18 protein-coding genes, 2 tRNA genes and 1 pseudogene are annotated in these 17,173 nt (G+C 70.5%); 11 read left to right on the forward strand and 10 right to left on the reverse strand.

Features of this window, described 5'->3' with window-relative positions; all coding sequences use genetic code 11:
• The first annotated feature begins 130 nt into the window (after window positions 1–130).
• Both ribA and PARJ55_RS22415 read left to right on the forward strand, forming a co-directional pair.
• Window positions 131–1,192, forward strand: coding sequence for a GTP cyclohydrolase II (ribA, locus tag PARJ55_RS0117220; protein ID WP_028714151.1), 1,062 nt, complete (start codon window positions 131–133; stop codon window positions 1,190–1,192).
• A complete protein-coding gene (locus tag PARJ55_RS22415; protein WP_232215732.1) occupies window positions 1,189–1,722 on the forward strand; it encodes a L,D-transpeptidase in 534 nt (177 codons plus the stop codon). The genes ribA and PARJ55_RS22415 overlap by 4 nt, the downstream gene beginning before the upstream one ends.
• A 4-nt stretch (window positions 1,723–1,726) precedes the next feature.
• On the opposite strand, the gene PARJ55_RS0117230 is transcribed toward PARJ55_RS22415, so the two are convergent.
• From PARJ55_RS0117230 to PARJ55_RS0117240, 3 genes are read right to left on the reverse strand one after another with little or no spacing between them, the layout of a single operon-like run.
• The gene (locus PARJ55_RS0117230; protein WP_028714152.1) at window positions 1,727–2,203 is read right to left on the reverse strand and encodes a hypothetical protein; all 477 of its coding nucleotides are present in this window, start codon (window positions 2,201–2,203) and stop codon (window positions 1,727–1,729) included.
• Window positions 2,204–2,206: 3 nt separating this feature from the next.
• Complete coding sequence (locus PARJ55_RS0117235; RefSeq protein WP_028717114.1) at window positions 2,207–2,722, reverse strand: hypothetical protein; 516 nt, start codon at window positions 2,720–2,722, stop codon at window positions 2,207–2,209.
• The gene (locus PARJ55_RS0117240) at window positions 2,701–3,912 is read right to left on the reverse strand and encodes a class I SAM-dependent RNA methyltransferase (protein ID WP_084637896.1); all 1,212 of its coding nucleotides are present in this window, start codon (window positions 3,910–3,912) and stop codon (window positions 2,701–2,703) included. Before PARJ55_RS0117240 ends, PARJ55_RS0117235 begins: the two co-directional genes overlap by 22 nt.
• 164 nt (window positions 3,913–4,076) lie before the next feature.
• On the opposite strand from PARJ55_RS0117240, the gene PARJ55_RS0117245 reads away from it, so the two are divergent.
• Window positions 4,077–4,871: a VOC family protein gene (locus PARJ55_RS0117245; RefSeq protein ID WP_036698561.1), complete on the forward strand. Its 795-nt coding sequence runs from the start codon at window positions 4,077–4,079 to the stop codon at window positions 4,869–4,871.
• Window positions 4,872–4,960: 89 nt separating this feature from the next.
• Here the strand turns inward: PARJ55_RS0117245 and PARJ55_RS0117250 are convergent, their stop codons facing one another.
• Both PARJ55_RS0117250 and PARJ55_RS0117255 read right to left on the reverse strand, forming a co-directional pair.
• Window positions 4,961–5,749 carry a metallophosphoesterase gene (locus tag PARJ55_RS0117250; protein ID WP_028714156.1) on the reverse strand — a complete coding sequence of 263 codons (789 nt, stop codon included), beginning with the start codon at window positions 5,747–5,749 and terminating at the stop codon, window positions 4,961–4,963.
• Complete coding sequence (locus PARJ55_RS0117255; RefSeq protein ID WP_028714157.1) at window positions 5,746–6,708, reverse strand: diacylglycerol kinase family protein; 963 nt, start codon at window positions 6,706–6,708, stop codon at window positions 5,746–5,748. Before PARJ55_RS0117255 ends, PARJ55_RS0117250 begins: the two co-directional genes overlap by 4 nt.
• A gap of 415 nt (window positions 6,709–7,123) precedes the next feature.
• On the opposite strand from PARJ55_RS0117255, the gene PARJ55_RS0117260 reads away from it, so the two are divergent.
• Genes PARJ55_RS0117260 through PARJ55_RS0117270 form a run of 3 tightly spaced genes read left to right on the forward strand, consistent with a single transcriptional unit; the run spans window position 7,124 to window position 9,704 of the window.
• Window positions 7,124–8,287, forward strand: a complete 1,164-nt coding sequence (locus PARJ55_RS0117260; protein WP_232215733.1) for an isochorismate synthase MenF — start codon at window positions 7,124–7,126, stop codon at window positions 8,285–8,287.
• A complete protein-coding gene (locus PARJ55_RS0117265) occupies window positions 8,287–8,943 on the forward strand; it encodes an isochorismatase family protein (RefSeq protein ID WP_028714159.1) in 657 nt (218 codons plus the stop codon). Before PARJ55_RS0117260 ends, PARJ55_RS0117265 begins: the two co-directional genes overlap by 1 nt.
• A complete protein-coding gene (locus PARJ55_RS0117270; RefSeq protein ID WP_028714160.1) occupies window positions 8,934–9,704 on the forward strand; it encodes a 2,3-dihydro-2,3-dihydroxybenzoate dehydrogenase in 771 nt (256 codons plus the stop codon). The genes PARJ55_RS0117265 and PARJ55_RS0117270 overlap by 10 nt, the downstream gene beginning before the upstream one ends.
• 6 nt (window positions 9,705–9,710) lie before the next feature.
• Here PARJ55_RS0117270 and PARJ55_RS0117275 read toward each other — a convergent pair whose 3' ends face one another.
• Both PARJ55_RS0117275 and PARJ55_RS0117280 read right to left on the reverse strand, forming a co-directional pair.
• The gene (locus PARJ55_RS0117275; protein ID WP_230377962.1) at window positions 9,711–9,953 is read right to left on the reverse strand and encodes a phosphopantetheine-binding protein; all 243 of its coding nucleotides are present in this window, start codon (window positions 9,951–9,953) and stop codon (window positions 9,711–9,713) included.
• 11 nt (window positions 9,954–9,964) lie between these two features.
• The gene (locus tag PARJ55_RS0117280; protein ID WP_028714162.1) at window positions 9,965–11,584 is read right to left on the reverse strand and encodes a (2,3-dihydroxybenzoyl)adenylate synthase; all 1,620 of its coding nucleotides are present in this window, start codon (window positions 11,582–11,584) and stop codon (window positions 9,965–9,967) included.
• Between the two features lie 183 nt (window positions 11,585–11,767).
• Between PARJ55_RS0117280 and PARJ55_RS0117285 the strand changes: the two genes are divergently transcribed.
• Together PARJ55_RS0117285 and PARJ55_RS0117290 are read left to right on the forward strand one after the other, a co-directional pair.
• Window positions 11,768–13,117 (forward strand): condensation domain-containing protein, encoded by a 1,350-nt coding sequence (locus PARJ55_RS0117285; RefSeq protein WP_028714163.1) that lies wholly within the window; start codon window positions 11,768–11,770, stop codon window positions 13,115–13,117.
• Between the two features lie 57 nt (window positions 13,118–13,174).
• Complete coding sequence (locus PARJ55_RS0117290) at window positions 13,175–13,630, forward strand: GNAT family N-acetyltransferase (protein WP_028714164.1); 456 nt, start codon at window positions 13,175–13,177, stop codon at window positions 13,628–13,630.
• Here the strand turns inward: PARJ55_RS0117290 and PARJ55_RS0117295 are convergent.
• A complete protein-coding gene (locus tag PARJ55_RS0117295) occupies window positions 13,627–14,061 on the reverse strand; it encodes a hypothetical protein (protein WP_028714165.1) in 435 nt (144 codons plus the stop codon). The genes PARJ55_RS0117290 and PARJ55_RS0117295 overlap by 4 nt on opposite strands.
• Window positions 14,054–14,674 carry a DUF5671 domain-containing protein gene (locus PARJ55_RS0117300; RefSeq protein WP_028714166.1) on the reverse strand — a complete coding sequence of 207 codons (621 nt, stop codon included), beginning with the start codon at window positions 14,672–14,674 and terminating at the stop codon, window positions 14,054–14,056. The genes PARJ55_RS0117295 and PARJ55_RS0117300 overlap by 8 nt, the downstream gene beginning before the upstream one ends.
• A gap of 197 nt (window positions 14,675–14,871) precedes the next feature.
• On the opposite strand from PARJ55_RS0117300, the gene PARJ55_RS0117305 reads away from it, so the two are divergent.
• The 3 genes from PARJ55_RS0117305 (at window position 14,872) to PARJ55_RS0117315 (ending at window position 16,640) form a co-directional block, all read left to right on the forward strand.
• Window positions 14,872–14,946, forward strand: a tRNA-Gly gene (locus PARJ55_RS0117305).
• 251 nt (window positions 14,947–15,197) lie between these two features.
• The gene (locus PARJ55_RS0117310; RefSeq protein ID WP_028714167.1) at window positions 15,198–16,460 is read left to right on the forward strand and encodes a class I SAM-dependent methyltransferase; all 1,263 of its coding nucleotides are present in this window, start codon (window positions 15,198–15,200) and stop codon (window positions 16,458–16,460) included.
• Window positions 16,461–16,566: 106 nt separating this feature from the next.
• Window positions 16,567–16,640, forward strand: a tRNA-Cys gene (locus tag PARJ55_RS0117315).
• A gap of 62 nt (window positions 16,641–16,702) precedes the next feature.
• Here PARJ55_RS0117315 and PARJ55_RS24625 read toward each other — a convergent pair.
• Window positions 16,703–17,173: pseudogene (locus PARJ55_RS24625) on the reverse strand (hypothetical protein); the annotation flags it as partial.

The raw sequence follows: 17,173 nt of genomic DNA on the forward strand, positions 1-17,173 counted from the left end.
TGCCTCCTTTGGCGTTATGGCGGAAAACTGTGGCGCGGCGCGGCAGGCGTCCAGCGGTTTGCAGCAATTCTCACATGGAGTTGTCGGAAATCCGCCCTATGTTTCAGATTGTTTCAACCATGCTGGCCCGATGACCCTGATCCCGACCCTGACCGAGACCCTGTCGCGCGCCCGCGCCGATCTGCGCATCGGCCTGCCCGTGGTGATCGGCGGCCAGCTGGTCGCGGCGGTCGAGACGCTGCGGGCCGACCGGCTGAAGACGATGCGCGCCCTCGGCCCCGCCGTGCTGGCGATCACCGAGCCGCGGGCCGAGACGCTGAAGGTCCGGGTCTATGACCGCGACCTGGCGCGGGTCGCGGTGCCGGACGATGCCGATCTGGCCTGGCTGCGCGCCGTGGCCGATCCGGCCGGCGACCTGATGACGCCGATGAAGGGGCCATTCCGCAGCCCGCGCGGCGGCGATGTCGATCCGCATCGCGCCGGCATCGCCCTGGCGAAATCGGCGCAGCTGCTGCCCGCGGTGCTGGTGGTGCCCCTGGCCGATCCGCCCGAGGGGCTGACGCGGCTTTCCCCCGGCCCGGCGCTGGCGCAGATGGCGACCGAGGCCGCGATGGCCCCCGTCGCCGCCGCGCGCCTGCCGCTGCTGGCCGCCGAGAACGCCAAGCTGCACATCTTCCGCCCCGACACCGGCGAGGCCGAGCATTACGCGGTCGAGATCGGCGCCCCCTCGCGCGCGGCGCCGGTGCTGGCGCGGCTGCATTCGGCCTGCTTCACCGGCGACGTGCTGGGCAGCCTGAAATGCGATTGCGGCCCGCAGCTGCATGCCGCGCTGGCCGCCATGGGCCAGGCGGGCGAGGGCGTGCTGCTTTACCTGAACCAGGAGGGGCGCGGTATCGGCCTGGCCAACAAGATGCGCGCCTATGCGCTGCAGAACCAGGGCTTCGACACGGTCGAGGCCAACCACCGCCTAGGCTTCGAGGACGACGAGCGCGATTTCCGCATCGGCGCCGGCATCCTGAAGAAGATGGGCTTCGGTTCGGTGCGGCTGATGACCAACAATCCCAGGAAGGTGGCGATGCTGGAGGGCCACGGCATCCGCGTGGCCGAGCGCGTGCCGCTGATCACCCCCCGCAACCGCCACAATACCGGCTATCTGGACGTGAAGGCCGCGAAATCGGGGCACCTGCTGTGATCCGGCTGACGCCGCTGGGGCTGTGGGCGCGCGGCCGGCTACTGCCCTGTTCGGTCGGCCGCGGCGGGCTGACGCGCGCCAAGCGCGAAGGCGACGGCGCGACCCCCGTCGGCCGGCACCGCATCGTCGGGCTGCTCTATCGTCCCGACCGGGTGGCGCGGCCCTCGGGCTGGGCGCGGCCGATCCTGCCCGGCGACCTGTGGTGCGATGCCTCGGGCGATCCGGCCTATAACCAGCCGGTGCGCGCGCCCTTCGCCCCCAGCCACGAGGCGATGCGGCGGGCCGATCCGCTTTACGACATCGTGCTGGTCACCGACTGGAACTTTCCGCAGGCGCGGCCCGGCGCCGGCTCGGCGATCTTCCTGCATCAATGGCGCCGGCCGGGCTTTCCCACCGCCGGCTGCATCGCCATGGCCCGGCGGGATCTGACCTGGCTCGCCTCGGTGGTGCGGCCGGGCGAGTTGCTGGAGGTGCCGGACCTGCCGCGCTGGCCGGCCCGCCGCCGCATGGCAAGGATCGGCAAGGACTAGGCCGCTAGGGGCGAATGAAGTCCCAGTTCACCCGGATCGAGCGCGGTTCGCAATAAAGCCGCAGGCTCTCGGTCTCGCCCCGGTCGCTCTGGAAGGCGTCGACGCTGTCGTAGACATGCAGCTGCGCCATGCGGACATGGCCGCCGTCCACCCCGGTCACGAAGAAGGCATAGACGTGCTGGCCATGCGCCAGGCCGAAGCCCTGGGTATTTTCGGCATCCTGGCTGGGCTGGTAATATTTGGTCGAGAAATAATAGCCCGTGTCCTCGAAATAGAGTTCGGGTGCGCCGAGGGCCTCGGCGAAATTGTAGCTGTAGCGGTTCGACTGCCCCTCGGCGTCCGGCCGTTCGGCGCAGAACTCGACCCGCTGGTCGGCGGTCAGGATGTCGCAGGTCAGCACCGGCATCATGCCCGGCCCGCAATTCGCCACCGCCTGCCCGGCCAGGCCCAATCCGGCAAGAAACTGCCTTTTTCCCGTCATCGCTTAGCCCGGCCCGAAATTTTCATGATCGATCCTGATCGAGGGAGGATAGCAGACCCGGCGCTGGATCGGCTTGTCCTGCTTGTAATCGTTGAAATCCTGTTCCGAGCCATAGACCTGCAATACCGCCGGGTTGGGCGAGCTCAGCTCTTGCCCCTCGCCGTCCAGGTTCATCAACGCGCCGTCCACGAAGACCGCATAGACCGTGCCGCCGTTCGACAGCGCGGTGGCATAGGCCGGGCCATGGATGCCCTGCACATGGTCCTTGACGCCGCCGATGCCGCTGTCGGCCCGGAAGCTCAGCTCGCGGCCCTTGGGCGAGATATAGGCGTAGTCCAGCGCGCCGCCGGGCAGCCCGCAGATCTCGACCCGCGCCTTGCGCTCGGGGAATTCGCAGGCAAAGAGCAACTCGCCCGGCGGCGCGCAATCGGCCAGCGTCGGGCCGGCGGCCAGCGCCAGGATCAGGGCGGCGATGCCCCGGCTTGCGGCGCGGCCCCTCACAGCGGGCCCGTCTGCCACAGCCGGACCTTCAACCCGCCATGCGCGACATAGGGCCCCGGCTCGCGGAAGGGCAGGCCGGTGGCGCGGGCCAGCGGCGCCTCGCTGGTCACCAGCCCGACGCGCCAGCCCCGGAACCGCTCGCGCAGCACCTCGCCCAACGCCGCGTGCAGGCCGAAGAGCGGCCCCTTGTTGCCGATGCGGGCGCCATAGGGCGGGTTGATGATGACCAGGCCGGGCGGGCCTTCGGGCCGTTGCAGGTCGGCAAAGGCGCAGGTTTCGAACCGGGTCAGGGCCGCGACGCCGGCGCGTTCGGCATTCTCGCGGCTCATGCGGATGGCGCCCGGGTCGCGGTCGCTGCCGTGACAGCGGGGCTGCGCGGGGGCAGAGGGGACAGCGGCGGCGCGCATCGCCTGCCATGCCTGCGGGTCGAAGCCGGGCAGCCGCTCGAAGGCGAAATGCCGCATCCGGCCGGGACGCAGGCCCGCCGCGATCTCGGCCGCCTCGATGACGAAGGTGCCCGAGCCGCACATCGGGTCCAGCACCGGCTCGTGCCCGTCGAAGCCGCATTGGCGCAGGAACATCGCCGCCATGGTCTCGCGCATCGGCGCCTTGCCCACCGCCTGCTTGTGGCCGCGCCGGTGCAGCGATTCGCCCGATGTGTCCAGGCTGAGGGTGCAAAGGTCGTCCTCGATGCGGATCTTCAGCGTGACCGGCGCATCCTCGGCAACGGGAACGCCGAGGCTGTCGCGGAGGGCGGCCTCGACGCGCTGGGTGATGGCGCCGGCGTGATAGATGCGGGACTTGCGGCTGCTGGCCTCGATGCGGATGGGCACGTCCGGGCGCAGCCAGTCCGCCCAGGGAAAACGGCGGGCGCGCTTGTCGAGCTGCGCCGGATGCATGGCGCGAAAGGCGCCGATGCGCGCGAGGACGCGGGTCGCGCCGCGGATGTCCAGGTTCGCCCGCCAGACATCTGGCCAGCCGCCGATGAAGCTGACGCCGCCGGGCTGGACCTGCGCGTCCCAGCCAAGCGCGCGGGCTTCCTCAGCCAGCGGTTCCTCCAGCCCGGGGGTGGCGACCAGGAAGATCTCCATCCGCGCCGGATCGGCGGCCAGCGGCGCCGGCTCGGGTTGCGGTCCGGGCGGGGGCTTGGGCGCGGCATGGCGGGACAGGGTCTTGGCGGATCGGGTCTTGGGGGCGCGGGGCTTCATCGGGTTCCGGCAGGCGAAAGGGCCCCGCATCATGCGCCGCTGCGTCAGGGAAGGCAATCCGCGCCGATTGTCGCCTTATTGGCGTCAGTTTTTCCCGATTGGCGCCATTTCCTGCCATTCCGCCCGCGCCTATCTGGGGCATAACGGGAATGAAGGAGACCGACATGGCCACGAGCGATGCCCCGATCCAGATCGGCCGGGTGGCGCTGATCGTCAACGACCTCGACAGGGTCGCGGATTTCTACCAGTCCGCCATCGGGCTGGAACGGCTTTCGGGCGGCGGCGAGGAGCTGGTGCTGGGCGCCGGCAGCCTGCCGCTGCTGGAGCTGCATCGCGACAAGGCCGCCCGGCCGCGCCCGCAAGAGGCGGGGCTGTTCCACACCGCCTTCCTGCTGCCCGACCGTCGGGCGCTGGGGCGTTGGCTGCGCCATGCCGCCGACCGGGGGATCGGCCTTGACGGCGCCTCGGACCATCTGGTCAGCGAGGCGGTCTATCTGCGCGACCCCGAGGGCAACGGCATCGAGATCTATGCCGACCGGCCGCGCTCGGCCTGGCAGCATGACGGCGCCGAGGTGCGGATGGACACCGGCGCGCTGGACCTGCGCGCCCTGCTGGCGGCGGCGGACGGGCCCTGGCGCGGCGCGCCCGGGGGCAGCGTGGTCGGGCATGTGCACCTGCAGGTCGGCGATCTGGCCGCGGCCGAGGATTTCTGGATGAACCGTCTGGGCATGGCGCGCATGGCGCATCGCTTCGGCGCCAGCTTCTTCGCCACCGGCGGGTATCATCACCATGTGGCGGGCAATGTCTGGAACAGCCGCGGCGCGGGCTTGCGCAGCCCGGATGCGGCCGGGCTGGCCGAGGTGGTGCTGGCCGCCGATCCCGACCGGCTGCAGGCGCTGGGGGCGACCGAGTTCCGCGATCCCTGGGGCACCCGGATCCGCGTCGAGCCCAGGCGGTGACGCAGGCCGGGGGCTCTGCCCCCGCGCCTTCCCGGCCCCTCGACGGGGCCGGGAAGGCGCTCCCCCGGGATATTTGTCCAAGAAAGATCTCAGGCCGGGCGCCAAAGCCCGCTGCGGCGCGTGAAACGCAGATGTTCGGGCGGGCGGAAGCCGGGTTCGGTCATGGGTGCGACATGGCGTTCGACCAGCAGGTCCGGGCCGGCGAAGTCCAGCACGGCGAATTCGTTCTGCCGGTCGCCGGGGCGGTCGCAAAGCGCGGTGCCGGCCTGGACCTGCAGGATCGCCCGCCCCTCGTCGCCGAGGAAGGCGCCGATCGACCACAGATGCAGATGGCCGGACAGGACCAGTTGCACGCCCTCGGCCTCGAAGCGGGCCAGGGCGGCGGGGGCGCCCTGCATCAGCGCCTTGTCCACCTGCGGGCGCTGCTGCATCGGGTGGTGCAGCGCGACGATGTTGATGCAGTCGGGGTCCAGCCCGGCGATCACCCGCGCCACCTGCGCCGGCGTGATGATCCCGCGCTGCCAGGCCATCGGATCGACGCTGTTCACGCCCTGCACCCGCAGGTGGCCGACATGGCCGACCGGCTCGAGATTCTCGGCGATGGCGCGGCGCCAGCGGCGATAGGGGCGCATCATCCGGTCCGCCAGCCGATAAAGCGGGATGTCGTGATTGCCGGGCACCGCCAGCAGCGGCGATTCGATCCGCCGCAGGAAGGCGGCGGCCTGGGCGAACTGCGCCGAGCGACCGCGATGGGTCAAGTCGCCCGTCACCACCACCAGATCGGCGCGGGCGGCGTTGATCCGCTCGATCAGCGGCTCGACCAGCGGCTTGCGCTCCAGCCCGAAATGCAGGTCCGAGAGATGCAGGATGCGGGTCATCCGGCATCCCGCCCGCCGCTTCCGGCCGGGACCAGCACCTTCAGCGCGCCGTGCCGCACGCGGACGCGAAAGGGTGAATCCATCCAGGTCTTCTCGCCGTCATGGGCGACGTATTCATGGCGCGGCACGGTCTCGAGCTCGAATTCATCGGCGCAGATCAGGTCGAAATCGGCATAGCGCGCCGTCTTGCCGATGGCCAGCCGCAGGGCCGAGCGCACCAGCGGCCCCGGCCGCCTGGCCCGCGCCACCAGAAGCGCCAGCTGGCCCCGGCGCACGCAATCGGCCCCCTCCAGCCCGAAACTGTCCAGCTGGTAGGCGCTTTTCGCCACGAAGGCCAGCGCGGTGGTGAAATGCCGCTCTTCGCCATTCGCGCGCACCGTCAGGTGCAGCGGCCGGCGCAGGGTCCACAGTGCCACCACCGCCGACCAATAGGCCGCAAGCCGCGAGCGGCCCCAGCGGCGATAGATGCTTTCGCGGCGCCGCAGGATCTCGGGATAGGCCCCGAAGCTGGCGTTGTTCAGGAAGATCATGCCGTTCATTTCGCCGACATGGACCCGGCGGATGCGGGGGGCGTCGAAGATCGCCAGAGCCGCCTCGACCGTCTCGCCCGAGCCGAGGTCGCGGGCGAAATAGTTGAAGGTGCCGCCGGGGATCACCGCCATCGCCGCCCGCGTGCCCGCGACCGCTCCGGCCACGGCGGCCTGGGTGCCGTCGCCCCCCGCCGCGACGATCAGGTCGAAGCCCTCGGCCACCGCGGCCCGGGCCATGGCGGGCAGGTCGGCGCCCTTGCCGGTGCCGCGGACCTCGAACGCGGCCACCCGCCCGTGCAGCGCGCCGCGCAACTTGCCGGCGATGTCCTCGCCCGCCTCGCGGCCCGAGCCCATGTTCACGATGGCACAGACCCGTGCATTGCCCAGTTCGAATCCGGGGCCTTCCGCAGGGTCGCATTGGCTGGTCATCTGGTCGTCTTTCCCCGTTGCCACGCCCCGCAACCCCCTTGCCCGGCGCCGGGTTCCGGCCCTGCCCCAGGGTAAATCTGCGACATTTCGCCTGCCGGGAATAATCCTGATCTTTTTACTTGCCTTTCCGGAGGTGCTTTGACAGATTGCGCCCGGGAAGCTGAGGGGCGGGACATCCACCCGACCGGCCCGGCCCCTTGGGGGTTGCGGCGGTTCGCCACCCGAGACGTCAGTCACCAACCCTGCGCAGGAGAGTTCTGCCCCGGATATCTGATCGCAGCATCGTCCATGTCTGCGCAGCCCACGCCATTTTCCCCGCAGCGGGCGGCACCCGGGCCCGGGGCGAAATTCCTTTGAAAAGAGATGCATCATGAACATCCGCCTGTCCGAGGCGCCTGAGAAAGCGGCGTCGCCTGTGCCTGATCCAGTCCTTTTCGGTTTCGACGGCCCTTCGGGGCGCATCCTTGGCCGGGGCGCGGCGCGGCGGGTCGCCCCCGGCAATGCGGCGACGCTGGAGGCGCGGGTCGCGGCGGCCCTTGCCGCAGCCGCGCCGGGCGAGATGATCGGCGGCGCCCTGCCTTTCGACCGCGAGGCGGCGGACTGTCTGTGGCAATGCCGGCGCGGCGAGGCACCCGCGCCGACGGGCATCGCGCCGCAGGGCCTGCCGCTGCCGGACTGGCACTTGGCCGCCGAGCCTGCGGCAGGGGACTATGCCGGCGCCGTGGCCCGCGCGCTTGGCATCATGGCCGAAGAGGCCGGCAGCCGCCACGCGCTGGAAAAGATCGTGCTGGCCCGCACGCTGCTGGTCGAATCCGCCGTCCCGATCCCAGTCGAGGCGCTGATGGCCCGGCTGCGCGCCGACCGCAGCGTCACGGCCTTCCGCGTGGCGCTGCCCGCCGGGCCCGACCATCCGCAGGGCCGGACGCTTTGCGGCGCCACGCCCGAGTTGCTGGTCGAGAAGCGGGGCCGCAGCATCGCCTCGCATCCGCTGGCAGGTTCGGCGCGCCGGCTGGCCGATCCGGTCGCCGACCGCGCTGCCGCCGAGGCGCTGGCCGGCTCGGGCAAGGATCACCGCGAACATGCGCTGGTGGTGGAATCCATCCTCGACACGCTGGCGCCCTGGTGCCGCGAGCTGGGCTGCCCCGAGGGCACGCGCGTCACCTCGACCCGCAGCATGTGGCACCTGGGCACCCGGATCGAGGGGCGGCTGAAGGACGAGGGCACGCCCTCGGTCGTGCTGGCCTCGGCACTGCATCCGACGCCGGCGGTCTGCGGCGTGCCGATGGCGCGGGCGGCGGGCTTCATCAAGGCCCTTGAACCCGTGGCGCGGGATTTCTATGCCGGCGCGGTCGGCTGGTGCGAGGCGGGCGGCGACGGCGCCTGGTATGTCGCCATCCGCTGCGCCGAGATCAGCGGCCGGCAGGCGCGGCTTTATGCCGGGGCGGGGATCGTTCCCGGCTCGGACCCGATGGCCGAGGCCGCCGAAACCGGCGCGAAATTCGGCGCCTTCCTGGCCGCCTTGGGCCTGCCGCAGGATGCGGGCCTGGCCGGGGTGGCGCGCAAGGACGGAGAGAACTGATGGCCCTGCCCGGCATCGCCCCCTATGCCCCCCCGACCGAGGCCGAGCTGCCCAAGGCCCGCGGGCCCTGGCAGCCCGACCGCGACCGGCTGGCGCTGCTGGTCCATGACATGCAGCGCTATTTCTGCCGCCCCTATCCCGAGGGCGCGCCGCTGGCGCCGGTGGTCGGCAATATCGCGCGGCTGATCCATGCGGCGCGGGCGACGGGCGTGCCGGTGTTCTACACCGCGCAGAAGGGCGACCAGTTCCGCCCGGATCGCGGCCTGCAGGCCGACCTGTGGGGGCCGGGCATGAGCGCCGTCCCCGAGCACGAGGAGATCCTGCCCGAACTGGCCCCGGCCGCGGGCGACATCGTGCTGGTCAAGCATCGCTACAGTGCCTTCCAGCGTTCCAACCTGGAGCATCTGATGCGGGCGCGCGGCCGCGACCAGCTGATGATCTGCGGCGTCTATGCCCATATCGGCTGCCTCGCCACCGCCGTCGAGGCGTTCCAGCGCGACATCGAGGTCTTTGCCGTGGCCGATGCCCAGGCCGATTTCTCGCGCGAGAAACAGGACATGGCCATGGGCTGGATCGCCGCCACCTGCGGCGTGGCCCTGTCCACCCGGCAGGCGCTGGCCGCACTGGAAGCGCAAGAGGTGAAGTCATGCGCCTGACCGGATTTCAGGGCCGGACCGCCATCGTCACCGGCGCGGCCGGCGGCATCGGCCGGGCCGTGGTCGCCGCGCTGCTGGACGCCGGCGCGACGGTCGTCGCCAGCGATACCGAATCGGCGCTGGCCGCGAACCCGGTCGCGGGGGCCGAGAACCGGGCGCTGGACGTGCGCGACGGCGATGCCGTCGAGACGGTGGTGGCCGAGGTCGAGGCCGCGCATGGCCCGCTGGGGCTGGGCGTCCATGCGGCCGGCGTGCTGGGCATCGGGCCGCTGCTGGATATCGCGCCCGAGGAATGGGAGCGGGTGATGGGCGTCAATGCCCGAGGCACCTTCAACGTCACCCGCGCCTTCGGCCGCGCCATGGTGCGCAACGGCGGCGGCGCCATTGTCGCGGTCAGCTCGAACGCGGCGGGGATTCCGCGCCTGAACATGGGCGCCTATGCCGCCTCGAAGGCGGCGGCGACCATGCTGGTCCGCTGCCTGGGGCTGGAACTGGCGGCGCAGGGCGTGCGCTGCAACATCGTCGCGCCGGGCTCGACCCTGACGCCGATGCAGACCGGCATGTGGACCGAGGACGGCGGCGCCGGCGAGCGCGCGGTGATCGAGGGCAGCCTGGAAGCCTATCGCACCGGCATCCCGCTGAAGAAGCTGGCGACGCCCGAGGACATCGCCGGCGCGGTGATGTTCATGCTGTCCGACCAGGCGGGCCATGTCACCATGGCCGACCTGTATGTCGACGGCGGCGCGACGCTGCGCGCCTGAAGCCCGTTACAGCCGCGACGCGATCAGCGCCCACCAGTTGTCCAGCGACGGCTCGCGGGCCAGCTCCTCGAAGCTGGCCTCGATGCCCATCTGCTTCAGCTCGGACGAAAAGGTCATCACCGCGATCGAATCGAGCCCGTAAAGGACGAGGTTCTCGCCCGGCTCGATCTCGCAATCGTCCTCGATCATCGCGGCCACGCGGGCGGCCAGCCATTCGGGGCTGAGATCGGTCTTTTCGGCAATATCCATCATTCGTCCTTTCAGGCGGTTTCGGCCACCAGGCTGTCGCGCAGGCGGCGCTTGTCGATCTTGCCCACCGCCGTCAGCGGCAGTTCGGGCAGGAAGCGGAAACGGTCGGGCAGCTTGTATTCGGCCACGCCCAGTTCCAGCAGGTGCCGGCGCAGCGCCGGCGGGGAAAGCTTGCCCGCCCCGTCGCGCAGCACCAGGAAGGCGCAGCTTTTCTCGCCCAGATGCGCATCGGGGGCCGCGACCAGCGCGGCATGGGTGATGTCGGGATGGCGGACCAGCAGGTTCTCGATCTCCTCGGCGGCGATCTTCTCGCCGCCGCGGTTGATCTGGTCCTTGATGCGGCCGACGACGCACAGGTTGCCGCCCTGCCGCACCACCACGTCGCCCGAGTGATAGAAGCCCTCGGCATCGAAGGCCTTCGCATTGTGCTCGGGGCTGCGGTAATAGCCGCGGAAGGTATAGGGGCCGCGGGTGGCCAGCGCGCCCGGCGTGCCGTCGGGGACCGGCTGGCCGTCCTCGTCCAGGATGCGGACCTCGTCGTCGGGGCTGATCGGGCGGCCCTGGGTGGTGAAGATCACCTCCTCGGGGTCGGTCAGGCGGGTGTAGTTCACCAGCCCTTCGGCCATGCCGAAGACCTGCTGCAAGCGGCAGCCCAGCAGTTCCGGCACGCGCCGCGCCGTGGCCTCGGCGAAGCTGGCGCCGCCGACCAGCATCAGGTCGAGGCTGCCGATCTGCGCCCGGCGCGCGGGCTCTTCCTCGACCGCGCGCAGCCACAGCGCCACGGCGGGCGGGACCAGCGGGACCATGGTGACGCGTTCGCGCGCGATGATGTCGAAACAGGTCAGCGGCTCGGGGCTGGGGGCCATGACCACCGTGCCGCCGGCATGGAACACCCCCAGCGCGCCGGGCGAGCTCATGGTGAAGTTGTGCCCCGCCGGCAGCGCGCAGAGGAAGCGCGTGGCCGAGGTGACGCCGCAGATCTCGACGCTGGCGCGGATGCTGTAGTCGTAATCGTTATGGGTGCGCGGAATCAGCTTGGGCGTGCCGGTGCTGCCGCCCGACAGCTGGAAGAAGGCAACCTGATCGGCGGGCGTCGGCCCAGCCCCCGCCGGCAGCTCGGGGCCATCGGCCAGCCAATGGGTCAGGCTGCGTTCGGGCGCGTCCTCGCCCAGCAGCAGGACATGGCCCACCCCGCCGACGCGCAGCTCATCGGCAAGGGCGTCGTCGCGGAACAGCTCGTGCTGGCGCGAGGCGATGACCAGGCGCGGCGCGATCTGGCGCACATATTCGGTCAGCTCCAGCCGGCGATGGCTGAACAGCGCATTCACCGGCGCCACGCCGATGCGCAAAAGCGCGAAGAAGGCGATGTAGAACTCGCCCACATTGGGCAGCTGCACCACCGCCGTGTCGCCATGGCCAAGCCCCTGCTGCGCCAGCCGCGCCGCCAGGTTGCGCGACAGCCGGTCCAGGTCGGCATAGCTGAAGCGCCGGTCGCCGCAGACCAGTGCCTCGGCTGCGGGCGCGGCGGCAAGCTGGGCGTCGAGGATATGGGTCAGCGGCTGGTCGATCCAATAGCCGGCCTCGCGATAGCGTTGCGCGAGATCCTGCGGCCAGGGGCTGAATTCAATCATGCGAATACCTTATCGACGGCAAAGCCCCGCTCAGGGCACCTGCGGCACCTTGACGGGCGTTAATAGTTGAGTATTTTTATCTCGCTTTCTCTCTCGAAGCAAGCCAGCCGCGCCTTCCCGGCGTTTCCCAGCCAGCCCTCTCTCGCTTCGCATTGTCAAGCCTTGGGACAGGGACGGGATTTCATGACGCATCATCAGGCCGCGGGGTTGTGGATGCCCCTGACGCTGGCCCAGCTGGATTTCTGGGAAGAGTTCCGCTTTCACCCCGGCGAGGCGGTCTCGACCGTCGCCCATGCCATGGAACTGCGCGGGGTCGCCGAGCCCGAGGCGCTGGCCCGCGCCATCGAGGCCACCATCGCCGAGACCGACATCATGGCGTTGCGCTTCCGCACCAACGCCGACGGCCAGCCGGTGCAGCGGGTCGATCCGGCGCTGCGGCCCGCGCTGCGCCGCATCGACCTGTCGGACCGCGCCGATGCGCGCGACCACGCCTTCGCGCTGATGCAGGCCGATGTCGATGCGGCGCTGGACCTGCTGGCGCAACCCATCGCGGCGCAATGGCTGATCCGGCTGGCCGACGGGCATTACCTGTGGTTCAACCGCGGCCATCACATCGCGCTGGACGGCTATGCCATGGGCCTGATCGAGCGCCGCTGCGCCCAGCTTTACGCCGCGCTGGTCCAGGGCGCCGATCCCGGCCAGCCGCTGCGCCCGCTGGCCGACTATCTGAACGAGGAAACCGACTATCGCGCCAGCCCGCGCCACGCCGCCGACGGCCGGCACTGGGCCGCGGTGCTGGAAGCCGAGCCGCGCCCGCGGGTGCTGCGCAAGGGCTCCGAGGACTATCCCGCCGAGGCGCTGTCGGCCGCGCATGACCTCTCGGCCCTGCGCGAGGCGCTGATGCGGCAGGCGCAGGCGGTCCGCATGGGCTGGCCGGACCTCTTGACGGTGCTCTGCTCGGCCTGGGCGGCGCTGCGCCTGCGCGACGGCTCGGCCGCGCACAAGCGCGATGCGCAGGGCCGCATCGCCATGCCGGTCTGGCTGCCCTATATGAGCCGCATGGGCAGCGTCGCCGTCTCGGTCCCGGCGCTGGTGGTGAACATCCTGCCGCTGGACGTGACGCTTCATCCGGGCGAACCGCTGGCCGAGGCGCTGGCCCGGCTGGGCGCGCGGCTGCGCAAGCTGCGCCGCCATGGCCGCTATCGCATCGAGCAGATCGCCGAGGATTACGGCATGGAACCGCGCAGCCGCTTCTTCTTCTCGCCGCTGATCAACGTGCTGCCCTTTGACGAGGCGCGCTTCGCCGGCTGCGAGACCACGCGGCACGTGCTGTCGAACGGGCCGGGCGACGGTTTCAACATCACCATCCGCGGCGATGGCGAGGCGTGGGGGCTGGAGCTGCTGGTCGAGGCCGATCCGACCCTGACCCCGCCCGGGGATTTCGCCCGGCTGGCCGGGGGCCTGCCGCGCTTCCTTTCCGCGGCGCTGGCGCCGGAAAACCTGGCGCGGCCGCTGGACGAACTGCCCGGCTGACGCGCCCTTGCCGGCCCGCCCGCCCCGGCGCAGACTGCCCAGGCAGGAGGGCACGGGATGGACAACGACGACATGCGCCTTGCCACGGCCGGCGATCTGGCCGGAATCGAGGCGCTGGTGAACAGCGCCTATGCGCATTACGTGCCCCGCATCGGCCGCAAGCCGGGGCCGATGCTGGACGACCATGCCGCGCGCATCGCCGCCGGCCGGACGCATCTGCTGGAACGGGACGGCGCGGTGCTGGGCCTGATCGTGCTGATCCCGCAGCCCGATGCGCTGCTGGTCGAGAACGTGGCGGTCTCACCCCGGGCGCAGGGGCTGGGGCTTGGCCGGCGGCTGATGGATTTCGCGGAAAAGCGCGCCCGCGCGGCGGGCCTGCCCCGGCTGCGGCTTTATACCCATGTCGCCATGGTCGAGAATCAGGCGCTCTATGCCCGGCTCGGCTATGCCGAAACCCGCCGCGTGACCGAGGCTGGGCTGCACCGCATCTATATGGAAAAGCCCCTGGCCTAGTCGCGATAGGGAATCGTCGCCGCCGCCCCCGGCCGCTGCGGCCCGGCGGGAATGAAGCTGCGGGCGCTGCAGCCCACCGCGTCGCGCGCCGCCGGTCCGGAGGGGCGGCGCGGCGGCAGCTCGAACCCGGCGCAAAGCCGATAGCTGCGCGGCCCCGTCACCTCGTAGCGATAGGCGTCGCCGGTAAAGGGATCGGCCAGCCGCACCTGCCAGTCGCATTGCGGCGTGATCGCCAGCGCCGCGGGCAGGCGGTCGCCGTTCTCGCGCGCCAGGCAGACCACCAGCCGGGCCAGCGCCGAAAGGTCGCTTTCCCGCTCGCGGTCGCGGCGCTCCTTGCGGGCCTGGCCGGGGCCGCCGGTCAGCGCCAGCCCGGCGATGACCGCGACGGCGGCCAGCAGCGCGATGGCAAAGGCGGCCCAGCCCTTAATCATTCAGCTCGTCCCGGTAATAGGCGAAGACCAGCCCCGCGACTCCGGCCACCAGCGCGGCCTTGGCGGCGAAACGCGCGGTCAGGTCGCCGTTCAGCAGGGCATAGATCACCGAGATCCCGTCCGCCAGGAACACCAGCGAGGCGACCAGCAGCGTCAGCGAGGCGAACCATTTGCGCACCAGCGACCGCCGCCGCCCGGCATCGCCCCGGCTGATCCGCGCCACCCGGCGGTTGAGCGCCAGGAACAGCGGCACGAAGGCGATCAGCGAGGCGATGGACCAGCGCACCGAGCTGCCGGGGCCGTAATAGGGCCGGTCGGCCGGATCGGGAATCAGCCGGTCGATCAGCGCCATGCCCAGCTCGCAGACATGCCAGCCGATCATGCCCAGCGACAGGAACAGGAGCCCGTAAAGCAGCGCCTCCTGCGCCGAGGCATAGGGGCGCGGGCGCGGCACCGGCGGCAGGCCGGGGGCGGTTTCCCAGCCCTCCAGCGCCTCGTCGATCTCGGGCGCGGACCAGCCGGCATGGGCCAGCGCCCGGGCGATGCCGTCGCGGTCGCCGCCTTGCGCCATGGCCCGGCGGACGAATTCGGAAAGCTGGTCGGATGGTTTCATCGGCGTCCCCTCTGGCCGGCAGGTTTCGGCAAGCCGGGCCTCCGGTCAAGCCCGCCGCGCCCGTTGCGGGGGGCTTTCGCGCAGGCCCGGAGCATGGCGCGAAAATTTTCCCGGCCGCGCGATTTTTCCCCTTGCACCCCCCGGCGCGCTCCCATAAATGACGCCTCACCGAAGGCGAAGCGCCATCGGAACGGAGCGCGGGCGTAGCTCAGGGGTAGAGCATTACCTTGCCAAGGTAAGGGTCGTGAGTTCGAATCTCATCGCCCGCTCCAAATTCTTCCTTCGGGATCGGCGAAGAGGCGGCCTTTCGGGCCGCTTTTTGTTCTTCCGGCACCCGTTTCCGCGCAGCAGGATCAACCTGCGGCAGACCTCTCACCCGGGCTCTGGCCATTTTCGGCGAATCGGCGCTAGTATGGCACCGGAGTTGCCCCGGCTGCCACATCCGGGACAGCCGTCAGGAACAAGCTGCCGCGCCTCGCAACCACAAACCCCCGAATCGCGGCCAGTCAAGCGTGAGGTGATCATGCCGGCTCTGGAAGCTCTGATCGAACGGAAACTGCAACAGCTCTCGGTCCCCTTGGCGGTGCGCCTGCCCTCGGGGCGGCGGCTGGGCCCGCCCGACGCGCGGGTCACCATCACCTTCAAGGACATGGCCGCGCTGGCACCGCTGGCCTCGGCCCGGCTGGGGCGGCTGGGCGACGAGATCGTCCGCGGCCACGCCCGGATCGAGGGCTCGATGCGCGACCTGATGCGGATCGTCGCGGCGCTGGTGCCCCAGGACGGCCAGCCGGTCACACCGAAGCCCTGGCAGCGGCTGTCCAATCACCTGCTTTCGGTGCTGCGCCACAGCCGCGGCCGCGACGCAAGGCAGATCCGCGCGCATTACGACGTCTCGGACGAGTTCTACGCGCTCTGGCTCGATCCGCGCCGGGTCTATTCCTGCGCCTATTTCGCCGAGCCGCAGATGACGCTGGCGCAGGCGCAAGAGGCCAAGCTGGACCTGATCTGCCGCAAGCTGGACCTGCGCCCGGGCGAGCGTTTCGTCGATATCGGCGCCGGCTGGGGCGGGCTTTTGCTGCATGCCGCGCGCCATTACGGCGTCGATGCCACCGGCATCACCCTGTCGCAGAACCAGTTCGACCATGTCAGCCGCATCATCGCCGAGGAGGGCTTGGGCGACCGGGTTCGCATCCTGCTGTGCGACTATCGCGATCTCGAGCCGGGGCGGCCTTTCGACAAGCTCGCCTCGGTGGGGATGTTCGAGCATGTGGGCCGCGCCAGGATGGGCACCTATTGCGAGACCCTGCGCCGCCTGCTGCGCCCCGGCGGGCTGGCGCTGAACCACGGCATCGCCGCCTCGGGGCTGGACGATGCCATGGTCGGCGGCGGCCTGGGCGATTTCATCGAGAAATACATCTTCCCGGGCGGCGAGCTGATCCATGTCAGCCAGGCCATCCGCAGCATGTCCCAGGCCGGGCTGGAAATGGTCGATACCGAAAACCTGCGGCCGCATTACGCGCGCACGCTTTGGGCCTGGTCCGACGCGCTGGAAGCGCAGCTGCCCGAGGCCGAGCGGGTTCTGGCGCGCTCGATGCCGCCGAACCGCGCCTCCGAGGTGCTGCAGGCCTATCGGCTGTATCTGGCGGGCTGCGCGCTGGCCTTCGAGCAGGGCTGGGTGGCGCTTTACCAGATCCTGCTGATCCGCCCCGATCCCACCCTGGCAACCCCGGACCTGCCCGGCGCGCAATCCGCCTATCCGTTCCGGCGGGACCATATCTATCGCTGAGCCAACGGCCGGGATGGCGGCGGTCCGGCCGTCTGCCGGAAAGCGCCGGGCCCGCAACAACCCTCTTGACCCCGCGCCGCGAAAACCCTAGCAAACGCAAGGCTCCGGCGGGTTGGCGGAGAGGTTACGCAGCGGATTGCAAATCCGTGAAGACCGGTTCGATTCCGGTACCCGCCTCCAAGTCTTTTCAAGAGCTTGTGCCGTTCCGGTCTTTCCCCTCATTCCGGCGTTTACAGTTTCGTTCACTTTGCGCCCCCTTTCGACTGAAGGGGGCGACCGGAATTCAGGCTGGCAACGCGCTTTTCCAGGTCGTTTCGATCCCCGCCCCGCGAAGGGGGGCGACGGACCATTAACGCCGAGCAGGCGCGCAAGGGCAACGTTTCGATCCCCGCCCCCGCGTAGGGGATCGCGAAGATAATCCTGCGGTGCCCATGACGTGCCGCGTGGTCCAACGCAAAGCCCAGTGAAGCCAGCGTCTTGCCGCCGCCGGTGGGCACGGTCAGCGTGAAAAGCCCCGGCGCCATCGCCGCAGCCTGCCGGACATGGATCAGGATCTCGGCGCGCAGGCGGTTGATGCGGCCATTCTGGCGAAATCCCGCCATATGCGCATCGAAGGCGTGAGAACGGCGGTGAGAAATTCGTCCACGGTAGCGGTGGCTTGGTGCTGCTGCGGGCGGCGTAAAAGTCGTCCACCTATTCCCTTTCTGCGGCGG

The sequence above is a fragment of the Paracoccus sp. J55 genome (genome assembly GCF_000513975.1).
GTDB lineage: Bacteria > Pseudomonadota > Alphaproteobacteria > Rhodobacterales > Rhodobacteraceae > Paracoccus.

Bases quoted from the DNA above. Each gene is read 5' to 3' on its own strand.
- PARJ55_RS0117310 (WP_028714167.1), top strand. From the start codon at position 15,198: ATGCCGGCTCTGGAAGCTCTGATCGAACGGAAACTGCAACAGCTCTCG.
- ribA (WP_028714151.1), top strand. From the start codon at position 131: ATGACCCTGATCCCGACCCTGACCGAGACCCTGTCGCGCGCCCGCGCC.
- PARJ55_RS0117255 (WP_028714157.1), bottom strand. From the start codon at position 6,708: ATGACCAGCCAATGCGACCCTGCGGAAGGCCCCGGATTCGAACTGGGC.
- PARJ55_RS0117275 (WP_230377962.1), bottom strand. From the start codon at position 9,953: ATGGATATTGCCGAAAAGACCGATCTCAGCCCCGAATGGCTGGCCGCC.
- PARJ55_RS0117285 (WP_028714163.1), top strand. From the start codon at position 11,768: ATGACGCATCATCAGGCCGCGGGGTTGTGGATGCCCCTGACGCTGGCC.
- PARJ55_RS0117290 (WP_028714164.1), top strand. From the start codon at position 13,175: ATGGACAACGACGACATGCGCCTTGCCACGGCCGGCGATCTGGCCGGA.
- PARJ55_RS0117295 (WP_028714165.1), bottom strand. From the start codon at position 14,061: ATGATTAAGGGCTGGGCCGCCTTTGCCATCGCGCTGCTGGCCGCCGTC.
- PARJ55_RS0117300 (WP_028714166.1), bottom strand. From the start codon at position 14,674: ATGAAACCATCCGACCAGCTTTCCGAATTCGTCCGCCGGGCCATGGCG.
- PARJ55_RS0117245 (WP_036698561.1), top strand. From the start codon at position 4,077: ATGGCCACGAGCGATGCCCCGATCCAGATCGGCCGGGTGGCGCTGATC.
- PARJ55_RS0117265 (WP_028714159.1), top strand. From the start codon at position 8,287: ATGGCCCTGCCCGGCATCGCCCCCTATGCCCCCCCGACCGAGGCCGAG.
- PARJ55_RS0117280 (WP_028714162.1), bottom strand. From the start codon at position 11,584: ATGATTGAATTCAGCCCCTGGCCGCAGGATCTCGCGCAACGCTATCGC.
- PARJ55_RS0117240 (WP_084637896.1), bottom strand. From the start codon at position 3,912: ATGAAGCCCCGCGCCCCCAAGACCCGATCCGCCAAGACCCTGTCCCGC.
- PARJ55_RS0117230 (WP_028714152.1), bottom strand. From the start codon at position 2,203: ATGACGGGAAAAAGGCAGTTTCTTGCCGGATTGGGCCTGGCCGGGCAG.
- PARJ55_RS0117270 (WP_028714160.1), top strand. From the start codon at position 8,934: ATGCGCCTGACCGGATTTCAGGGCCGGACCGCCATCGTCACCGGCGCG.
- PARJ55_RS0117250 (WP_028714156.1), bottom strand. From the start codon at position 5,749: ATGACCCGCATCCTGCATCTCTCGGACCTGCATTTCGGGCTGGAGCGC.